This window comes from Pseudomonas sp. K5002, from assembly GCF_013386655.1.
In the GTDB taxonomy this organism is placed as follows: Bacteria; Pseudomonadota; Gammaproteobacteria; order Pseudomonadales; family Pseudomonadaceae; genus Aquipseudomonas.
The window spans coordinates 1-16,343 of the sequence record NZ_JACARK010000072.1 but is presented as its reverse complement, the minus strand read 5'-3'; the positions used below and the strand labels follow the sequence as shown (position 1 = coordinate 16,343).

General features: G+C 60.4%; 13 protein-coding genes and 2 tRNA genes. 4 read left to right on the top strand and 11 right to left on the bottom strand.

What is annotated here, in order from left to right; all coding sequences use genetic code 11:
- The 11 genes from HX846_RS04300 to rnr all read right to left on the bottom strand — a co-directional run.
- On the bottom strand, positions 1-1,508 hold a 1,508-nt coding region (locus HX846_RS04300; protein WP_178965024.1), incomplete at its 3' end, for a transglutaminase family protein.
- A gap of 187 nt (positions 1,509-1,695) precedes the next feature.
- Positions 1,696-2,145, bottom strand: coding sequence for a hypothetical protein (locus tag HX846_RS04295; RefSeq protein ID WP_134325642.1), 450 nt, complete (start codon positions 2,143-2,145; stop codon positions 1,696-1,698).
- On the bottom strand, positions 2,142-3,062 hold the full coding sequence (locus HX846_RS04290; protein ID WP_102604267.1) for an NAD synthetase: 921 nt from the start codon (positions 3,060-3,062) through the stop codon (positions 2,142-2,144). The genes HX846_RS04295 and HX846_RS04290 overlap by 4 nt, the downstream gene beginning before the upstream one ends.
- 222 nt (positions 3,063-3,284) lie before the next feature.
- Entirely contained in the window at positions 3,285-5,588 is a 2,304-nt protein-coding gene (locus tag HX846_RS04285; protein ID WP_008439091.1) for a YgiQ family radical SAM protein, read from the bottom strand.
- A gap of 99 nt (positions 5,589-5,687) precedes the next feature.
- Positions 5,688-7,082 carry a replicative DNA helicase gene (dnaB, locus tag HX846_RS04280; protein WP_003217484.1) on the bottom strand — a complete coding sequence of 465 codons (1,395 nt, stop codon included), beginning with the start codon at positions 7,080-7,082 and terminating at the stop codon, positions 5,688-5,690.
- A gap of 120 nt (positions 7,083-7,202) precedes the next feature.
- Positions 7,203-7,649 (bottom strand): 50S ribosomal protein L9, encoded by a 447-nt coding sequence (gene rplI, locus HX846_RS04275; RefSeq protein WP_003171376.1) that lies wholly within the window; start codon positions 7,647-7,649, stop codon positions 7,203-7,205.
- An 18-nt stretch (positions 7,650-7,667) separates the two neighbouring features.
- Positions 7,668-8,555 (bottom strand): hypothetical protein, encoded by an 888-nt coding sequence (locus HX846_RS04270; RefSeq protein WP_003217488.1) that lies wholly within the window; start codon positions 8,553-8,555, stop codon positions 7,668-7,670.
- A 36-nt stretch (positions 8,556-8,591) separates the two neighbouring features.
- Positions 8,592-8,822: a 30S ribosomal protein S18 gene (rpsR, locus tag HX846_RS04265; protein ID WP_002551829.1), complete on the bottom strand. Its 231-nt coding sequence runs from the start codon at positions 8,820-8,822 to the stop codon at positions 8,592-8,594.
- Between the two features lie 28 nt (positions 8,823-8,850).
- Positions 8,851-9,273, bottom strand: a complete 423-nt coding sequence (gene rpsF / locus HX846_RS04260) for a 30S ribosomal protein S6 (RefSeq protein ID WP_003217491.1) — start codon at positions 9,271-9,273, stop codon at positions 8,851-8,853.
- Positions 9,274-9,580: 307 nt separating this feature from the next.
- Positions 9,581-10,336, bottom strand: a complete 756-nt coding sequence (gene rlmB / locus HX846_RS04255) for a 23S rRNA (guanosine(2251)-2'-O)-methyltransferase RlmB (protein WP_003217493.1) — start codon at positions 10,334-10,336, stop codon at positions 9,581-9,583.
- The gene (gene rnr, locus HX846_RS04250) at positions 10,333-12,966 is read right to left on the bottom strand and encodes a ribonuclease R (RefSeq protein ID WP_178965023.1); all 2,634 of its coding nucleotides are present in this window, start codon (positions 12,964-12,966) and stop codon (positions 10,333-10,335) included. Before rnr ends, rlmB begins: the two co-directional genes overlap by 4 nt.
- A 224-nt stretch (positions 12,967-13,190) precedes the next feature.
- On the opposite strand from rnr, the gene HX846_RS04245 reads away from it, so the two are divergent.
- The 4 genes from HX846_RS04245 (at position 13,191) to HX846_RS04230 (ending at position 16,274) form a co-directional block, all read left to right on the top strand.
- Positions 13,191-13,277, top strand: a tRNA-Leu gene (locus tag HX846_RS04245).
- Between the two features lie 173 nt (positions 13,278-13,450).
- Positions 13,451-13,537, top strand: a tRNA-Leu gene (locus HX846_RS04240).
- A 146-nt stretch (positions 13,538-13,683) separates the two neighbouring features.
- Positions 13,684-14,709: an extracellular solute-binding protein gene (locus tag HX846_RS04235; protein ID WP_008439094.1), complete on the top strand. Its 1,026-nt coding sequence runs from the start codon at positions 13,684-13,686 to the stop codon at positions 14,707-14,709.
- Positions 14,709-16,274 (top strand): iron ABC transporter permease, encoded by a 1,566-nt coding sequence (locus HX846_RS04230; protein WP_003217500.1) that lies wholly within the window; start codon positions 14,709-14,711, stop codon positions 16,272-16,274. Before HX846_RS04235 ends, HX846_RS04230 begins: the two co-directional genes overlap by 1 nt.
- Positions 16,275-16,343: the final 69 nt, after the last annotated feature.

Below are 16,343 nucleotides of genomic sequence, written 5' to 3'. Positions count from 1 at the left end.
GCCGTGCGCGCCAGCGGCAGCACCTGGCCGATGACTTTATCCAGGCCCTGGCTGAAGACCTTGCGCAGGCGCTCGCGCTCAAGCTTGTCCTCCAGGCGCGGATCTTCGGCGCTGACGTTTTGCGGCAAGGCGCCTTCGCGCCACAGGTAATAGAAATTGTCTTCGTAGGCCGGGAATACAAACTGCGCGGGCAGTTTCAGGCGCTCGGCAACGCTGGCCAGAAAACGCCCGGCCATCACGCCATCGGCACCGTAGCTTTGCTGCTCATCGGCGATCAGCGCGCTGTTGTGCCAGATCGGCACGCCGTCGCGGCGCCAGTAGCAGTTGAGAGACCAGCGCGGCAGTTGCTCGCCGGGGTACCACTTGCCCTGGCCGAAATGCACCAGGCCCTTGGGTGCGTAGTGCTTGCGCATGCGCTGGAACAGCTCGGCGGACAGCCGGCGTTTGTCCGGGCCCAGGGCGGCGGTGTTCCATTCCGCCCCGTCGGGGTCGTCGATGGAAACGAAGGTGGGTTCGCCGCCCATGGTCAGGCGTACGTCGTCCTTGTGCAGGTCACCGTCGATCTGCCGGCCCAGGGCCTGGATCGCCAGCCACTGCTCTTCGGTGTAGGGCTTGGTAACCCTGGGCGCTTCCCAAATCCGTTCCACGGACATCTCGTGGGTAAATTCGCACTCGCAGGGTTCCACCAGGCCGCTGATGGGCGCCGCGGAAGAAGGATCAGGACTACAGGCCAACGGGATATGACCTTCACCGGCGAACAAACCGGAGGTGGCATCGAGGCCGATCCAGCCGGCGCCGGGCAAATACACTTCGCACCAGGCGTGCAGGTCGGTGAAATCCACCTCGGTGCCGGACGGGCCGTCGAGGGCTTTGACGTCGGCGGTCAGCTGGATCAGATAGCCCGACACAAATCGTGCCGCCAACCCAAGGTTGCGCAGCAGTTGCACCAGCAACCACGCCGAATCCCGGCAGGAACCGGAGGCGTTTTCCAGGGTGAACTCCGGGGTCTGTACGCCCGGTTCCATGCGGATCAGGTAGCCGATATCGGCGGCCAGGCGCTGATTCAGGCCCACCAGGAAATCCACCGCCGGCAACGGCGTGCGGTCGATACCCGCCAGATACGCGGCGAATCTCGGGGTCAGCGGCAATGTTTCGAGGTACGGCGCCAGCTCGCGCTGCTCATCGGCGGCGTAGCTGAAAGGGATTTTTTCGGCGTAGGGTTCCAGAAAGAAATCGAACGGATTGAATACCGCCATCTCCGCGACCAGGTCGACTTCGATGCGCAGCTCGTCAGTTTTTTCCGGGAACACCAGACGCGCCAGGTAATTGCCCTGGGGATCTTGCTGCCAATTGATGAAGTGCTGTTCCGGCAGCACCTTCAGCGCGTAGGAAAGAATCCGCGTGCGGCTATGGGCCGCCGGACGCAGACGAACAATCTGTGGGCCGAGTTCGACCGCGCGATCGTAGCGGTAATGCGTAACGTGGTGCAACGCGACATGAATCGACACGGCGGCCTCCTGCGAGCCAGGGCATGGAAACAAAGCGCGCAAGACTTATGCCAGAGCAGTGGTCATTGCGCTTTATCGTGGGACCCGGTGCAGTACAGCACCAAAACGGCGCGATGGCTGCCGTCGTGGTGCGAGGGTTGCACATATTTGTGGCGGGAGTGTGAGGGTGGGTGGTGAATCTACCCAGTCAACGGGCTTTGTGCCTGGCGATCACGGCTTCGCGCAGGTGGCGCACTTCGACCAGTTTCTGGCGCATTTCGCGGTGGCGCTTGCTGTTAAGCACCAGCAGCGCCAGCAACGGCAACAGCACGCTCATGCCATAAATAAATGGATGCGGTCGGTACTCGATCGTGGGCAGCACACACACAAGACAAAGCCCCAGCAACACCACCAGCGGCCACACCCATTGCGGGCGTCCGCGGGCGATCATGAAGTTGCAGTGCACAATGACCAACGTCAGAGCGATTCCGCCGAGAAAGGAGTACTTGGCGTTATCCGCCAGGGGAAGGTCCCGGAAATAGCTGTCAAAAAACAAAGGCACTGCGAAGACCAGGGAAAATACCGCCGCAAATATCGCCCCCATGAAAACCGGAAAGTACCGGGATAGAAAGGCACGAATGCTCGGTGCTTGGTTCATTGCTCAATCTCCTCGTATAGACCGACGGCAATGGTTCGGACATTCCCGGAAAGCGCACTGCCCGTGAAGCCAATCGAGGCGCCCAACGCATCCTGTATTTGCGTGACCGTTGCGTGCTTGACCTGTGTGGGCGTGAAGCGCTTGGGCAGCTCACCTGACAACTGTCGCAACTTGAGCATCTTCGAGCTCAAGCGAGGGTCGTTAATGCTCAGCAACTCCTTGGTCAGTTTGGCGCGCTCTTGTCGATTCAAGCCTTTCAGTACCTCCCGAACACTTTTGCCGGTGGTCGCCCTATTCAGCCGGACCAGCTTGAGGGTGGTGAGTGACGATGCACCGACTCCGACCAACGATGCGGCGTCCAACGCGATCATCGTGTATTGATACCATTCCTCGCCGTCGAGCTCGTCGTTGCGCGACGGATTTCTTATTTCGTTGACGGTCCGGTAGCCACCGGCAAAACACTGAACGGTACTGGCTGCCGCAGCGGTGTAGCCGAGGGCTGCGACCACCGTACTGGCACCCGCCGAAAACGGTATCGCGACAGAGCCGCTGAGCACCACTACCCAGCCGATGACTGCACCGGCACACGACAGCGTGGTGTTGATCGCTTCACCCACCAGCCGCGATTCACGGGGATTGTCTTGCACCTGCTGGGCGAACTGCGCCGGCGCTATGTACCGCTGCGCTTCCCGCAGGATCACGCGTTTGGGCGCAATGCTGCAGATGGGTTGGAATTCGCGCAGGGTGACGACGTTGAAGTCGGCATCGATATACACCACACCCGCCCCCACAATGCCGGGGTCGGCGTCGATGGCGGCAAACAGGCGTGGCAGGTTGATCTGGCTTTCGATGCGCTGGCGGGCCATGAACTGGGAGCGGTTGGAGTCCATGCCGATGCCAAGCAGGGGGCTGCTCATGGGGGTGTTCTTCCTTGAAATGGGTGGTGTCTGAACTGGCGCTTTCGCGAGCAAGCCCGCTCCCACATTCGACCGCATTCTCATGCTGAAACCCGGTCACATGTGGGAGCTGGCTTGCCTGCGATGGCGCTCGAATGGGCGTCACCTTAACAAACAGGCTACCCACCCGCTAGAAAGCAAAACGCCAGCACGAGGCTGGCGTTTTTGCGTTTCAGGCTGCGATCAACGCGGCACGACCGGCTTGCGGGCTGGCTTCTTGCCTTTGCCCTTGGCGGCGTCGGTGCGCTCCTTGGCGGCCTGCTTGTTGCGCGCCATGGCCGCGGCCTTGGCTTGCTCGCGCTTGTCCCAAGGGTTGCTGCCGTCACTGCCACGGGGCGGCAAGCCGGTATGCTGGGTGAGGATCCTGGTGGTGGTTTCCTTCGCAACCTTGTGGCTGCCAGCCGGCGTCGAGTTTTTGCGACGGGCGCTCTGGTAGCTGTCGGTGGACGGTTGGTGCAACGGGATCAGTTGCTCCTTGCCCGGCCCGATCAGGTCTGCACGGCCCATGCGAGTCAATGCTTCACGCAGCATCGGCCAGCCCTTCGGGTCGTGGTAGCGCAGGAAGGCCTTGTGCAGGCGGCGCTGTTCTTCGCTCTTGACGATGGTCACCGCGTCGCTCTTGTAGGTGACCTTGCGCAGCGGGTTCTTGCCCGAGTGGTACATCGCCGTGGCGGTGGCCATTGGCGACGGGTAGAACGCCTGCACCTGGTCGGCGCGGAAGCCGTTGCCCTTGAGCCACAGGGCCAGGTTCATCATGTCTTCATCGGTGGTGCCCGGGTGGGCGGCGATGAAGTAAGGAATCAGGTACTGCTCCTTGCCCGCTTCCTTGGTGTACTTCTCGAACATGCGCTTGAACTTGTCATAGCTGCCGATGCCCGGTTTCATCATCTGGTTGAGCGGACCTTCCTCGGTGTGTTCCGGGGCGATCTTCAGGTAACCACCGACGTGGTGGGTCACCAGCTCCTTCACATACTCCGGCGACTCGACCGCGAGGTCGTAGCGCAGGCCGGAAGCGATCAGGATCTTCTTCACACCCGGCAACGCACGGGCGCTGCGGTACAGCTGGATCAACGACGAGTGGTCGGTGTTCAGGTTCGGGCAGATGCCCGGGAACACGCAGGATGGCTTGCGGCACGCGGATTCGATTTCCGGGCTCTTGCAGGCAATGCGGTACATGTTCGCGGTCGGGCCGCCGAGGTCGGAAATGACGCCGGTGAAGCCTGGCACCTTGTCGCGGATCTCTTCGATTTCGCGAATGATCGACTCTTCGGAACGGTTCTGGATGATCCGGCCTTCGTGCTCGGTGATCGAGCAGAAGGTGCAGCCGCCGAAGCAGCCACGCATGATGTTCACCGAGAAGCGGATCATGTCGTAGGCCGGGATCTTTTCCTTGCCGTACGCCGGGTGTGGAACACGGGCGTAAGGCATGCCGAACACGTAGTCCATTTCTTCGGTAGTCATGGGAATGGGCGGCGGGTTGAACCACACATCCACTTCGCCGTGCTTCTGTACCAGCGCGCGGGCGTTGCCCGGGTTGGTTTCCAGGTGGAGCACGCGGTTGGCGTGGGCATACAGCACCGAGTCGCCACGGACTTTTTCCACGGACGGCAGACGGATCACGGTCTTGTCACGGGTCATGCGTGGGCTGGCCAGGATCTGTACCACCTTGGCCTCTTCCGGGTCTTCCACCGGGCCCTTTTCCTGCTCGATGGCGCAGGCCTGGGTGTCCTGGGTGTTCACGTACGGGTTGATGATCTTGTCGATCTTGCCCGGACGGTCGATACGGGTGGAGTCCACCTCGTACCAGCCTTCGGGCGTGTCACGGCGAATGAACGCGGTGCCGCGCACGTCGGTGATGTCTTCGATCTTGTGGCCCCACGACAGGCGCTGGGCGACTTCGACGATGGCCCGCTCGGCGTTGCCGTACAGCAGGATATCGGCGCAGGCGTCGATCAGGATCGAGTTGCGTACACGGTCCTGCCAGTAGTCGTAGTGGGCGATGCGGCGCAGGGAGGCTTCGATGCCGCCGAGCACGATCGGCACGTGCTTGTAGGCTTCCTTGCAGCGCTGGCTGTAGACCAGGCTCGCGCGGTCCGGACGTTTGCCGGCCATGCCGCCTGGGGTGTAGGCGTCATCGGAGCGGATTTTCTTGTCGGCGGTGTAGCGGTTGATCATCGAGTCCATGTTGCCGGCCGCGACGCCGAAGAACAGGTTCGGCTCGCCGAGCTTCATGAAGTCGTCTTTGGACTGCCAGTTGGGCTGGGCAATGATCCCGACGCGAAAGCCCTGGGACTCCAGCAGCCGGCCGATGATTGCCATGCCGAACGACGGATGGTCCACGTACGCGTCACCGGTGACGATGATGATGTCGCATGAATCCCAGCCAAGCTGATCCATCTCCTCCCTGCTCATCGGCAGGAATGGCGCAGGACCGAAACATTCGGCCCAGTACTTGGGATAGTCAAATAACGGCTTGGCTGTTTGCATGACGGTGACCGGTGTTGAGATGAAAAATCGCGGGCGCGGAATATAGCACAAAATTTGACCAATTCCGACCTTTGCAGTCGGAATTGGCGGGCAGCGCTTTTACTCGTCTTCGAAGTTATAGCTGCCCGGCGCCAGGTTCTCGAAGCGGGTGTATTTACCGATGAAGGCCAGGCGCGTGGTGCCGATTGGCCCGTTACGCTGTTTACCGATAATGATTTCAGCGATGCCTTTATGCTCGGTCTCCGGGTGATACACCTCGTCCCGGTATACGAACATGATCACGTCAGCATCCTGCTCGATCGCTCCGGATTCCCGCAAGTCGGAGTTGATCGGGCGTTTGTTCGGACGCTGCTCAAGAGATCGGTTGAGCTGCGACAGGGCAACCACCGGGCAGTTGAATTCCTTGGCCAGGGCTTTCAACGAGCGGGAAATCTCGGAAATCTCGTTGGTCCGGCTGTCACCGCTGGAGCCCGGGATCTGCATCAACTGCAGGTAGTCGATCATGATCAGGGCGATGTCGCCGTGCTCACGCACCAGGCGTCGGGTACGCGCGCGCATTTCCGACGGGCTGATGCCCGCGGTGTCATCGATAAACAGCTTGCGATCGTTGAGCAGGTTGACCGCCGAGGTCAGGCGCGGCCAATCGTCGTCTTCCAGGCGACCGGCACGCACCTTGGTCTGGTCGATGCGGCCCAGGGACGACAACATACGCATGATCAGCGATTCGCCTGGCATCTCCAGGGAATAAACCAGTACGGCCTTGTCGCTGCGCAACACGGCGTTTTCCACCAGGTTCATGGCGAAGGTGGTTTTACCCATGGACGGACGGCCGGCGACGATGATCAAGTCGGCTGGCTGCAGGCCGCTGGTCATGCCGTCGAGGTCGGTGTAGCCGGTGGACAGGCCGGTGATGGCGTTGTCGGTGTTGAACAAGGTGTCGATACGGTCGATGGCCTTGGTCAGCAAGTCGTTGACGCTGACCGGGCCGCCGGTTTTAGGCCGGGCCTCGGCGATCTGGAAGATCTGCCGTTCGGCTTCGTCGAGAATCTCTTCGGCAGTGCGGCCTTCCGGGTTGAACGCGCTGTCGGCGATCTCGGTGGCGATGCCGATCAACTGGCGCAACGTGGCCCGCGCACGGACGATCTGCGCATACGCCTTGATGTTGGCGACCGATGGCGTGTTTTTCGCCAGCTCGCCCAGGTAACCCAGGCCGCCCACTTGGGACGTCTGGCCTTCCTTGTCCAACTGCTCGGCCAGGGTCACCACGTCGATCGGTGAGTTCTGGTCGGCCAGCTTGGCAATGGCGCGGAAGATCAGGCGGTGGTCATGACGGTAGAAATCGCCGTCCGAGACTTGATCCAGCACGCGTTCCCAGGCGTTGTTGTCCAGCATCAAGCCACCGAGCACGGCCTGTTCGGCCTCGATGGAATGCGGCGGCACCTTCAGGGCAGCGGTTTGCAGGTCATATTGCTCAGGAGCGGAGATATCGTTCATGGCCACTTGGAATAGTTGGAGAATCTGGGGCTACAGAAAAACAAAAGGCACGACCTGTGAACAGGATCGTGCCCGATGTTAACTGCCTGGCACGCGAGGTGCCAGTCAGTTAGGTGTTGCTTAAGCTGCTACCACAACAACGCGTACGGTTGCTTCGACTTCAGCGTGCAGGTGCACGGCTACATCGAATTCGCCAACGTTGCGGATGGTGCCGTTCGGCAGACGAACTTCGCTCTTCTGCACTTCAACGCCGGAGGCGGTCAGTGCATCAGCGATGTCGTGGGTGCCGATCGAACCGAACAGCTTGCCTTCGTCACCGGCGGTGGCAGTGATAGTCACTTCCAGCTCAGCCAGTTGGGCAGCGCGAGTTTCGGCCGAAGCTTTTTTGTCTGCTGCTGCTTTTTCCAGCTCAGCACGACGCTCTTCAAACGCAGCCAGGTTGGCAGCGGTTGCAGCGGTGGCTTTGCCGTATGGCAGCAGGTAGTTACGACCGTAGCCGGCCTTAACGTTCACTTTGTCGCCCAGGTTGCCCAGGTTGGCGACTTTTTCCAGAAGGATCAGTTGCATGTGAAAATCCTCTAACTTTTAACCTTCACCGTTCGCGTTATCGGCGTCTTTCGGCGCCAGACGACCGCGAAAATCAATCAGGCCGTCGACAATGGCCAAGACCACGAGTAACGGATAGATCAGCTGCATGAACAGCAACAGCGTCACGTACAACCCCACCAGCCAGAATCTGCCCAGTCGCTTTTGCGCCACCAGCCCATGAATCAGGGACAGGCCGGCAAATACCAGCGGTACGCTGCACAACGGCACCAACAGCGCCAGGCCAAAAGTCGGCCCGACCACCATGAACGCCAGCAGCAACATCGCCGGTCCAGCGGGGATTCTGATACTGCGAAACTCGCGACCAAAACCACCCGGGTTATACAACAACGCCTGCCAGTAACGCCCAAGAATCAGGCTCAGCAAGCTGACAATCTGCAACAGTGCCGCTATCAGGCCGGTAAGCATCGGTGCAACCACTGACGCAAAGCGCGCTCGCTCCTCTACCGATAACTGCTGGTAGAGATCCCCGAGGGCCAGCGGCAGGATCTTGATGATCTCCTGCGCCAGCGCCTCGATTTGCGGGCGGAAAGCCGCGCCAAGCGCCAGTGAATACACCAACCCCAATGCCACGCTGACCAGCAGCGTACGGACCCAGGACTCACTTGCGCGCAAAACCAACGCAAGGGTCGATGAACCGAGCAGTACCAGAAGTACCCGTGGATCATCGAATTTCAACCACCAGACCAAGGCCGGCAGTATTCCCAGGGCAAGAACGCCAAGGGCGTCCTTCAAACCGCGCCGCAGAAGCACAAGGCAACCCGCGGCAGCACCCAACCAATACAACAACGGCAATGCTGCACATCCAGCCACTACCAGAGTGGCCTGCACACGACCGCGCATGATGAACTCAGCTAAGGCGCGCATGCATTCAATCCCTTACTACTTGTCGACTGCCCGGTCTCAGCGGCCGTGGCTGTCGGTGTAGGCCAGCAGGGCCAGGAAGCGGGCGCGCTTGATAGCGGTGGCCAGCTGACGCTGATAACGAGCTTTGGTACCGGTGATGCGGCTTGGAACAATTTTGCCGGTCTCGGATACGTAGGCTTTCAGAGTGTTGAGATCTTTGTAATCGATCTCCTTCACGTCTTCAGCGGTGAAGCGGCAGAATTTACGACGACGGAAGAAACGTGCCATTTGATAGGCTCCTTAAAAGGTCCGTGGATTACTCGTCAGCGTTATCGCTGTTGTCGCTGTCATCACTATCAGCGCTTTCAGCGCCTTCGTGCTCAGGACGGTCGCGACGCTCACGGCGCTCACTGCGGTTTTCTTCAGCCTTGAGCATCTCGGATTGGCCGGTAACGGCTTCTTCGCGACGGATGACCAGGTTACGGATCACTGCATCGTTGTAGCGGAAGTTGTCTTCCAGCTCGGCCAGGGCCTTGCCAGTGCACTCAACGTTCAGCATCACGTAGTGAGCCTTGTGAACATTGTTGATTGCGTAGGCCAGTTGACGACGGCCCCAATCTTCCAGACGGTGGATTTTGCCGCCGTCTTCTTCGATCAGCTTGGTGTAACGCTCTACCATGCCGCCGACTTGCTCGCTTTGATCCGGGTGGACCAAAAAGATGATTTCGTAATGACGCATGAATGCTCCTTACGGGTTGTAGCCTGCCGCTCAAAAACGGTCAGACAAGGAGTGAATGACACTTATGGATCTTGCCGAAGGGAGGCACATGCGTGCCTGCCATGAAGGCAAGGGGCGCAATTGTAGAGAAGGGGGAGAAAGGGTGCAAGGTGATTGGTGATTATTTGAACAGCCCCCATACACCACAAAAACAAATGTGGGAGGGGGCTTGCTCCCGAAAGCGATGTGCCAGTCACCAAATGCACTGACTGATACACCGTATTCGGGAGCAAGCCCCCTCCCACATTTTGACCTGCGCCAGACTTGGTTATTTCTTGGCTTTAGCCTTGGCGCCGCGCTGGCGCTGGGCTTCGAACAGGCAGACGCCCGTTGCGACTGAAACGTTGAGGCTGCTGACGCTACCGGCCATCGGCAGGTGCACCAGGTAATCGCAATGCTCGCGGGTCAGGCGGCGCATGCCCTTGCCTTCGGCACCCATGATCAGGATGGTCGGGCCGGTGAGGTCCTGGTCATAAATGCTGACCTCAGCCTCCCCCGCCGTACCCACGACCCACAGGCCGCGCTGCTGGAGTTTCTCCAGGGTACGCGCCAGGTTGGTCACGGCCACCAGCGGAATCACTTCCGCCGCACCGCAGGCGACTTTACGCACGACAGGCGTCAAGGTTGCCGACTTGTCTTTAGGCACGATCACCGCCAACGCACCGGCAGCATCCGCCGAACGCAGGCAGGCGCCGAGGTTGTGCGGATCGGTCACGCCGTCGAGCACCAGCAACAGCGGTGCGCCTTCGGTGCGGTCGAGCAGCTCGTCGAGCATCGCTTCGCCCCAGACCTGGCTTGGACTGACGTCGGCTACCACGCCCTGGTGAACGCCTTCGACCCAGACGTCCATCTCGCGCCGCTCGGCCTGGCCGATGGCAACTTTGTTCTGATTGGCCAGTTCGACCAGCGCTTGAACACGCGGCTCACTGCGGCCTTCTGCCAACCACACCTGCTTGACGCGTTTCGGGTGGTGACGCAGCAATGCTTCTACGGCGTGTACGCCGTAGATTTTTTCCAGACTCATGACTTGGCCTTAGGTTTGCGCGACCCGCCGCTTTTCGCGGGGGCCGAACCCGCTTTTGGCGGGCCTTTACGGTGTTTACTCGGCTTGCTCGACGGCTTTTCCGCCTCGCGGGACTTTCCCCCAGACGCCGCTTTACCACCGCTTTTGGCTTCGTTGAGCAACTGCTGCTTCAACTCGCGGCTCTTGCGCAGCTCGGCGTTTTTCGCCGCGGCATCGCTAGGGCGGTAGGCTTCGGGGGCCTTGTCCTTGGCAGACGAACGACGCGCAGGCTTGGCTGGCGCAGGCTCGGCGACCGCTGCTTTCGCAGGAGCACCTTTGCCTTTGCTGGCCGGGGCTGCAGTTTCGCTGCCACGTTTTTTACGGCCAGTCGGTTCAGCCGGCTTGTCAGGCATACCGAAATCGATCTTGCGCTCGTCGAGGTCGACGCGCATGACCTGCACTTCAACGGTATCGCCCAGACGGAAGCTGCGACCGGTGCGCTCGCCCGCCAGGCGGTGATGCACAGGGTCGAAGTGGTAGTAGTCACCCGGCAAGGCGGTGACGTGCACCAGGCCCTCGACGTAGATGTCGGTCAGCTCGACGAACAAACCAAAACCGGTCACGGCAGTGATCACACCCGGGAACGACTCGCCCACGCGGTCTTTCATGAACTCGCACTTGAGCCAGTTCACTACGTCGCGGGTGGCTTCGTCGGCACGGCGCTCGCTCATGGAGCACTGCTCGCCCAACTGTTCCAGGGCCGCTTCGTCGTACGGATAGATCCGTGCCTTCGGAATGGTCATGGCACCAGCACGCTTGACGTGCGGGGTGTTCTGCTTGGAATGGATCACGCTGCGGATCGCCCGGTGCGTGAGCAAGTCCGGGTAACGACGAATCGGCGAGGTGAAGTGGGTGTACGCTTCGTAATTCAGGCCAAAGTGGCCCTGGTTATCGGCGCTGTACACCGCCTGGCTCAGGGAGCGCAGCATGACGGTCTGGATCACGTGGTAATCCGGACGGTCCTTGATGCTCGCGAGCAGAGCCTGGTAGTCCTTCGGCGTCGGGCCGTCCTTGCCTTTGTGCAGGGACAGGCCGAGCTCACCGAGGAACGCGCGCAGCTTCTCCAGACGCTCCGGCGGCGGGCCGTCGTGCACCCGGTACAACGCAGGAATCTCGTGCTTTTTGAGGAACTCTGCGGTGGCCACGTTGGCCGCCAGCATGCATTCCTCGATCAGCTTGTGAGCATCGTTGCGCGTGGTCGGGGTGATTGCGGCGATCTTGCGCTCGGAACCGAAGACAATCCGGGTTTCCTGAGTTTCAAAGTCGATCGCGCCACGCACGTGACGAGCGCCCAACAGCACCTTGTACAGCGCGTAGAGCTGCTTGAGATGCGGCACGACATGCCCGTACTCACCGCGCAGGGCCTTGGCCTCGCTGGTTTTCGGCTGTTCCAGGATGGTGCTGACCTTGTTGTAGGTCAGGCGCGCCTGGGAGTGAATCACCGCTTCGTAGAACTGGTAGTCGGTCATTTCGCCGGTTTTCGAGATGGTCATCTCGCACACCATGGCCAAACGGTCGACTTTCGGGTTCAGGGAGCACAGGCCGTTGGACAGCTGCTCAGGCAGCATCGGGATGACGCGCTCGGGGAAGTACACCGAGTTGCCGCGCACCTGGGCTTCGTTGTCCAGGGCCGAACCGATCTTCACGTAGCTGGACACGTCGGCAATCGCGACGAACAACTTCCAGCCGCCGGAGAACAGGCGCAGTTTGCCAGGCTTGGCTTCGCAGTAGACCGCATCGTCGAAGTCGCGGGCATCTTCGCCGTCAATGGTGACGAACGGCAGATGACGCAGGTCGATGCGCTTCTCTTTGTCTTTTTCTTCGACTTCCGGCTTGAGCTTGGCGGCTTCTTTGAGCACAGCCTCAGGCCAGACGTGAGGGATATCGTAGGTGCGCAGCGCAACATCGATCTCCATGCCCGGCGCCATGTAGTTGCCGACCACTTCAACGATATCGCCCTGTGGCTGGAAGCGCGCAGTGGGCCAGTGGGTGATTTTCACCTCGACGAACTGGCCCACTTTGGCGGCGCCATTGCGCCCCGGAGTGATCAGCACTTCCTGCTGGACCTTGGGGTTATCCGGCACCACGAAGCCGATGCCGCCTTCTTCGAAGTAACGGCCGACGATGGACTCGTGGGCACGGGACACCACTTCGACGATCACGCCTTCACGGCGACCGCGACGGTCAAGGCCGGAAACGCGGGCCAGGGCACGGTCGCCATCGAACACCATGCGCATTTGCGCAGGGCTCATGAACAGGTCGTCGCTGCCATCGTCCGGGATCAGGAAGCCGAAACCGTCACGGTGGCCGGCGATGCGGCCGAGGATCAGGTCGAGCTTGTCCACCGGCGCGTAGGTGCCGCGGCGGGTGTAGATCAACTGGGCATCGCGCTCCATGGCGCGCAGGCGACGACGCAGGGCCTCGAGTTGGTCTTCGGTGGTCAGACCGAATTCTTCAACCAGCTGCTCGCGGCTAGCAGGCGAACCCCGATCGGCGAGGTGCGCCAGGATCAGTTCGCGGCTAGGAATAGGGTTTTCATATTTTTCCGCTTCACGAGCGGCCTCGGGATCGAGGGACTGCCAATCGGCCATTAGAGAGTTTTCACCTTGTCTATATGCGGGTTAGTTTGGCATACGCGTATTGAAACGGGAAATTTCAGGTGTCAACAAGCCCGTAAAAGCACTTTGTAGCCCTTGGAATGCACCTTGCGCGACCGTCGGCGAAATATTCCAGACTTTTTTCATGGCAGGGCTTTACAGCTCAAAACAGCCTCCGTATAGTGCGCGCCATCGACGACGGCAACGTTGTTGATGCTGCCCAGGTGGTGAAATTGGTAGACACGCCAGCTTCAGGTGCTGGTGATCGCAAGGTCGTGGAAGTTCGAGTCTTCTCCTGGGCACCAATTTCAAACTCAAGGTTATGCCTTGAGTCTCCAAAAACCCGCGAAAGCGGGTTTTTGCGTTTCAGGCCTTTGATTTTTAACAAGAATCTTGATTTATATTTTTGAATCAGGGGTTTACAGATCAAAAAGCCCTCCGTATAGTTCGCTCCATCAACAGCGCAAGCGTTGATAATGCCCAGGTGGTGAAATTGGTAGACACGCCAGCTTCAGGTGCTGGTGATCGCAAGGTCGTGGAAGTTCGAGTCTTCTCCTGGGCACCAAATTCAGATCAAACCCGCGAAAGCGGGTTTTTTCGTTTCCGGGGTTTGAAAACCTGACCGGTGATTTCCCCCCCTCGTCCGCACTTGAGAAGTTTTATCGTTTATCCTTGTAAGGATTTGTTGCACTCAAGTGAGGAAAACCCCGGATGATGATCCGCGATACCCGTCTCAAGACATCCCTTCTGCGTGGCCTGACCATCACTCTGCTCGGCCTGACCCTGCTCTCGCCCGCTGCCTATTCTGCCGACAAGGTTGCACTGACCTTGTACAACGGCCAACACAAGGAGGTCGGCGATGAACTTGCCAAGGCCTTCGAAGCCAAGACCGGCATCCACGTCAATGTGCGCAAGGGCAGCAGCAACCAGCTGGCCAGCCAGGTCGTCGAAGAAGGTGACCGCTCCCCTGCCGACGTGATCTACACCGAAGAATCGCCGCCGCTGAATAAACTCGGCGAGCAAGGCCTGCTGGCAACCATCGACGCCAGCACCCTCGACGTCCTGCCGAAGGAATATGTGGCCGCCAACGGCGCCTGGATGGGCGTGACCGCACGCACCCGCGTCGTGGCCTTCAACCCGAAGCTGATCGCCGAGAAAGACCTGCCCAAGTCGGTACTGGATTTCGCCGGGCCCGAGTGGCAAGGCAAGGTCGGTTTCGTGCCCACCAGCGGCGCGTTCCAGGAACAAGCCGTAGCGATCATCAAGCTGCACGGTCGCGAAGCGGCTGAAGAGTGGCTGACCGGCCTGCGCGCTTTCGGCAAGGTCTACAGCAACAACATGGTTGCGCTCAAGGCCGTGGAAAATGGCGAAGTCGCCACTGTCTTGGTGAACAACTACTACTGGTTCGCCCTGAAGAAAGAAAAAACCAACCTGGATTCGCAGCTGCACTACTTCACCAACGGCGATGCCGGTGGCCTGATCACCGTGTCTGCCGCGGCTGCACTAAAATCCAGCAAGCATCCAAAGGAAGCCCAGCAACTGCTGGCATTCATGGCCAGCGAAGAAGGCCAGCGGGTGATCACCAACACTTCCGCCGAATACCCGCTGCGCAAGGGCATGGAATCCAACCGCGGCCTCAAGCCTTTCAGCGAGCTGCAACCGCCGAAAGTCACCCCTGCCGACCTGGGCAACGCCGAAGAAGCCCTGGAACTGGAACGTGACGTTGGCTTGAACTGATGAACCCATCGCTCCCCGCCCCCGCCTTGCGCGGGGGTTTTACGCCGAGACGCAAACGCCCTTCGATCTGGTTGCTGCTACCAGTCCTGCTGCTGGTAGGCCTGAGCCTGTTGCCGCTGGCGTATGTCGGCCTCAAGGCCTGGCAGGCAGGATGGGCCGAAGCGGTGCATTTGCTGTGGCGGCCCTATGTATTCGGGTTGCTGCGCAACACCCTGGCGCTGATGGTCGGCGTCACCGTGGCCTGCGGCGTGATCGGCTTGTCCCTGGCCTGGCTGCTGGAACGCAGCAACCTGCCGGGGCGGCGGATCTGGGGAGTGATCCTGTGCCTGCCGTTCGCGGTGCCGGCGTTTGTCAGCAGCTTTACCTGGGTTTCGTTAAGCGCCAACTTTGAAGGGTTGGGCGGAGCGATCCTGGTGATGACCCTGTCCAAATACCCGCTGGTGTTTCTGCCGGTGGCGGCAACCCTGCGCAATCTTGATCCATCCCTGGAAGAATCGGCCCGCACCCTCGGACTGAATCGCTGGGGCGTGTTCTTTCGCATCACCTTGCCTTTACTGTGGCCGTCACTGCTGGCAGGGGCACTGTTGATTGCCCTGCATATGCTGGTGGAGTTCGGCGCCTTGTCGATCATCGGCTTGCAGACGTTTACCACCGCGATCTACCAGCAATTCGAGCTGGAGTTCAGCAACGCCAATGCGGCGATGCTTTCGGCGGTGCTGCTGGTGATGTGCCTGACGCTGCTCTGGCTGGAGCTGCGGGTGCGCGGCAAGGGCCGGCACGTGCGTACCGGCCAGGGCGCGGCGCGGCATGCCGAACAGGTTCGACTCGGCAAATGGGCGGCGCTGGGGCAGCTGTATTGCCTGCTCCTGGCGATCATCGGCAGCGGCATTCCACTGGGCATGCTCGGTTATTGGCTGGCAGTGGGCAGTTCGGCGGCATTTCCGATAGCCGAGATCAGCGAGGCGCTGCTTTCTTCGTTGGCGCTGTCCCTGGGTGGCGCCGCGCTTTGCCTGTTGTTTGCCGTGCCGGTGGGCTTGCTGGTGGTGCGCTACAAGGGCCAGCTCGCACTGTGGGCGGAACGCCTGCCGTACCTGCTGCACGCCCTGCCCGGCCTGGTGATTGCGCTGACACTGGTGTATTTCGCCCTGCATTACGTGCCGGCGCTGTATCAGACGTCGGCGCTGTTGCTGATCGCTTATGCGCTGCTGTTTTTGCCCCTGGCCCAGGCGCCGATCCGCACGGCGCTGAACAAGGCAGCACCACAGCTGGAAGAGGCGGCGAGAACGCTGGGCGCGTCGTCGTTCAGTGCGTTTTGCCGGGTGACGTTGCCGATTATTTTCCCGGCATTGGGGGCGGCGTTTGCGCTGGTATTCCTGGATGCGATGAAGGAATTGACGGCGACGTTGCTGCTTAGTCCGACCGGGCTGAATACCTTGGCAACTGCCGTGTGGGCGCACACCTCGAATGTGGAATTCGCGGCAGCGGCGCCCTATGCGGCATTGTTGATTCTAGTGTCGGGGCTGCCGGTGTATCTGCTTACGACGCGGATGTATCTGAGCCGCTGAAATAGCTTTCGCGAGCAAGCCCGCTCCCACATTTACTCGCATTCCAGAAGTGGAACTCGGTCGAATGTG

What these genes read in the sequence shown, in the direction of transcription:
- HX846_RS04295 (WP_134325642.1), bottom strand. Translation starts at nt 2,145, where the DNA reads ATGAACCAAGCACCGAGCATTCGTGCCTTTCTATCCCGGTACTTTCCG.
- HX846_RS04290 (WP_102604267.1), bottom strand. Translation starts at nt 3,062, where the DNA reads ATGAGCAGCCCCCTGCTTGGCATCGGCATGGACTCCAACCGCTCCCAG.
- HX846_RS04285 (WP_008439091.1), bottom strand. Translation starts at nt 5,588, where the DNA reads ATGCAAACAGCCAAGCCGTTATTTGACTATCCCAAGTACTGGGCCGAA.
- dnaB (WP_003217484.1), bottom strand. Translation starts at nt 7,082, where the DNA reads ATGAACGATATCTCCGCTCCTGAGCAATATGACCTGCAAACCGCTGCC.
- rplI (WP_003171376.1), bottom strand. Translation starts at nt 7,649, where the DNA reads ATGCAACTGATCCTTCTGGAAAAAGTCGCCAACCTGGGCAACCTGGGC.
- HX846_RS04270 (WP_003217488.1), bottom strand. Translation starts at nt 8,555, where the DNA reads ATGCGCGCCTTAGCTGAGTTCATCATGCGCGGTCGTGTGCAGGCCACT.
- rpsR (WP_002551829.1), bottom strand. Translation starts at nt 8,822, where the DNA reads ATGGCACGTTTCTTCCGTCGTCGTAAATTCTGCCGCTTCACCGCTGAA.
- rpsF (WP_003217491.1), bottom strand. Translation starts at nt 9,273, where the DNA reads ATGCGTCATTACGAAATCATCTTTTTGGTCCACCCGGATCAAAGCGAG.
- rlmB (WP_003217493.1), bottom strand. Translation starts at nt 10,336, where the DNA reads ATGAGTCTGGAAAAAATCTACGGCGTACACGCCGTAGAAGCATTGCTG.
- rnr (WP_178965023.1), bottom strand. Translation starts at nt 12,966, where the DNA reads ATGGCCGATTGGCAGTCCCTCGATCCCGAGGCCGCTCGTGAAGCGGAA.
- HX846_RS04235 (WP_008439094.1), top strand. Translation starts at nt 13,684, where the DNA reads ATGATGATCCGCGATACCCGTCTCAAGACATCCCTTCTGCGTGGCCTG.
- HX846_RS04230 (WP_003217500.1), top strand. Translation starts at nt 14,709, where the DNA reads ATGAACCCATCGCTCCCCGCCCCCGCCTTGCGCGGGGGTTTTACGCCG.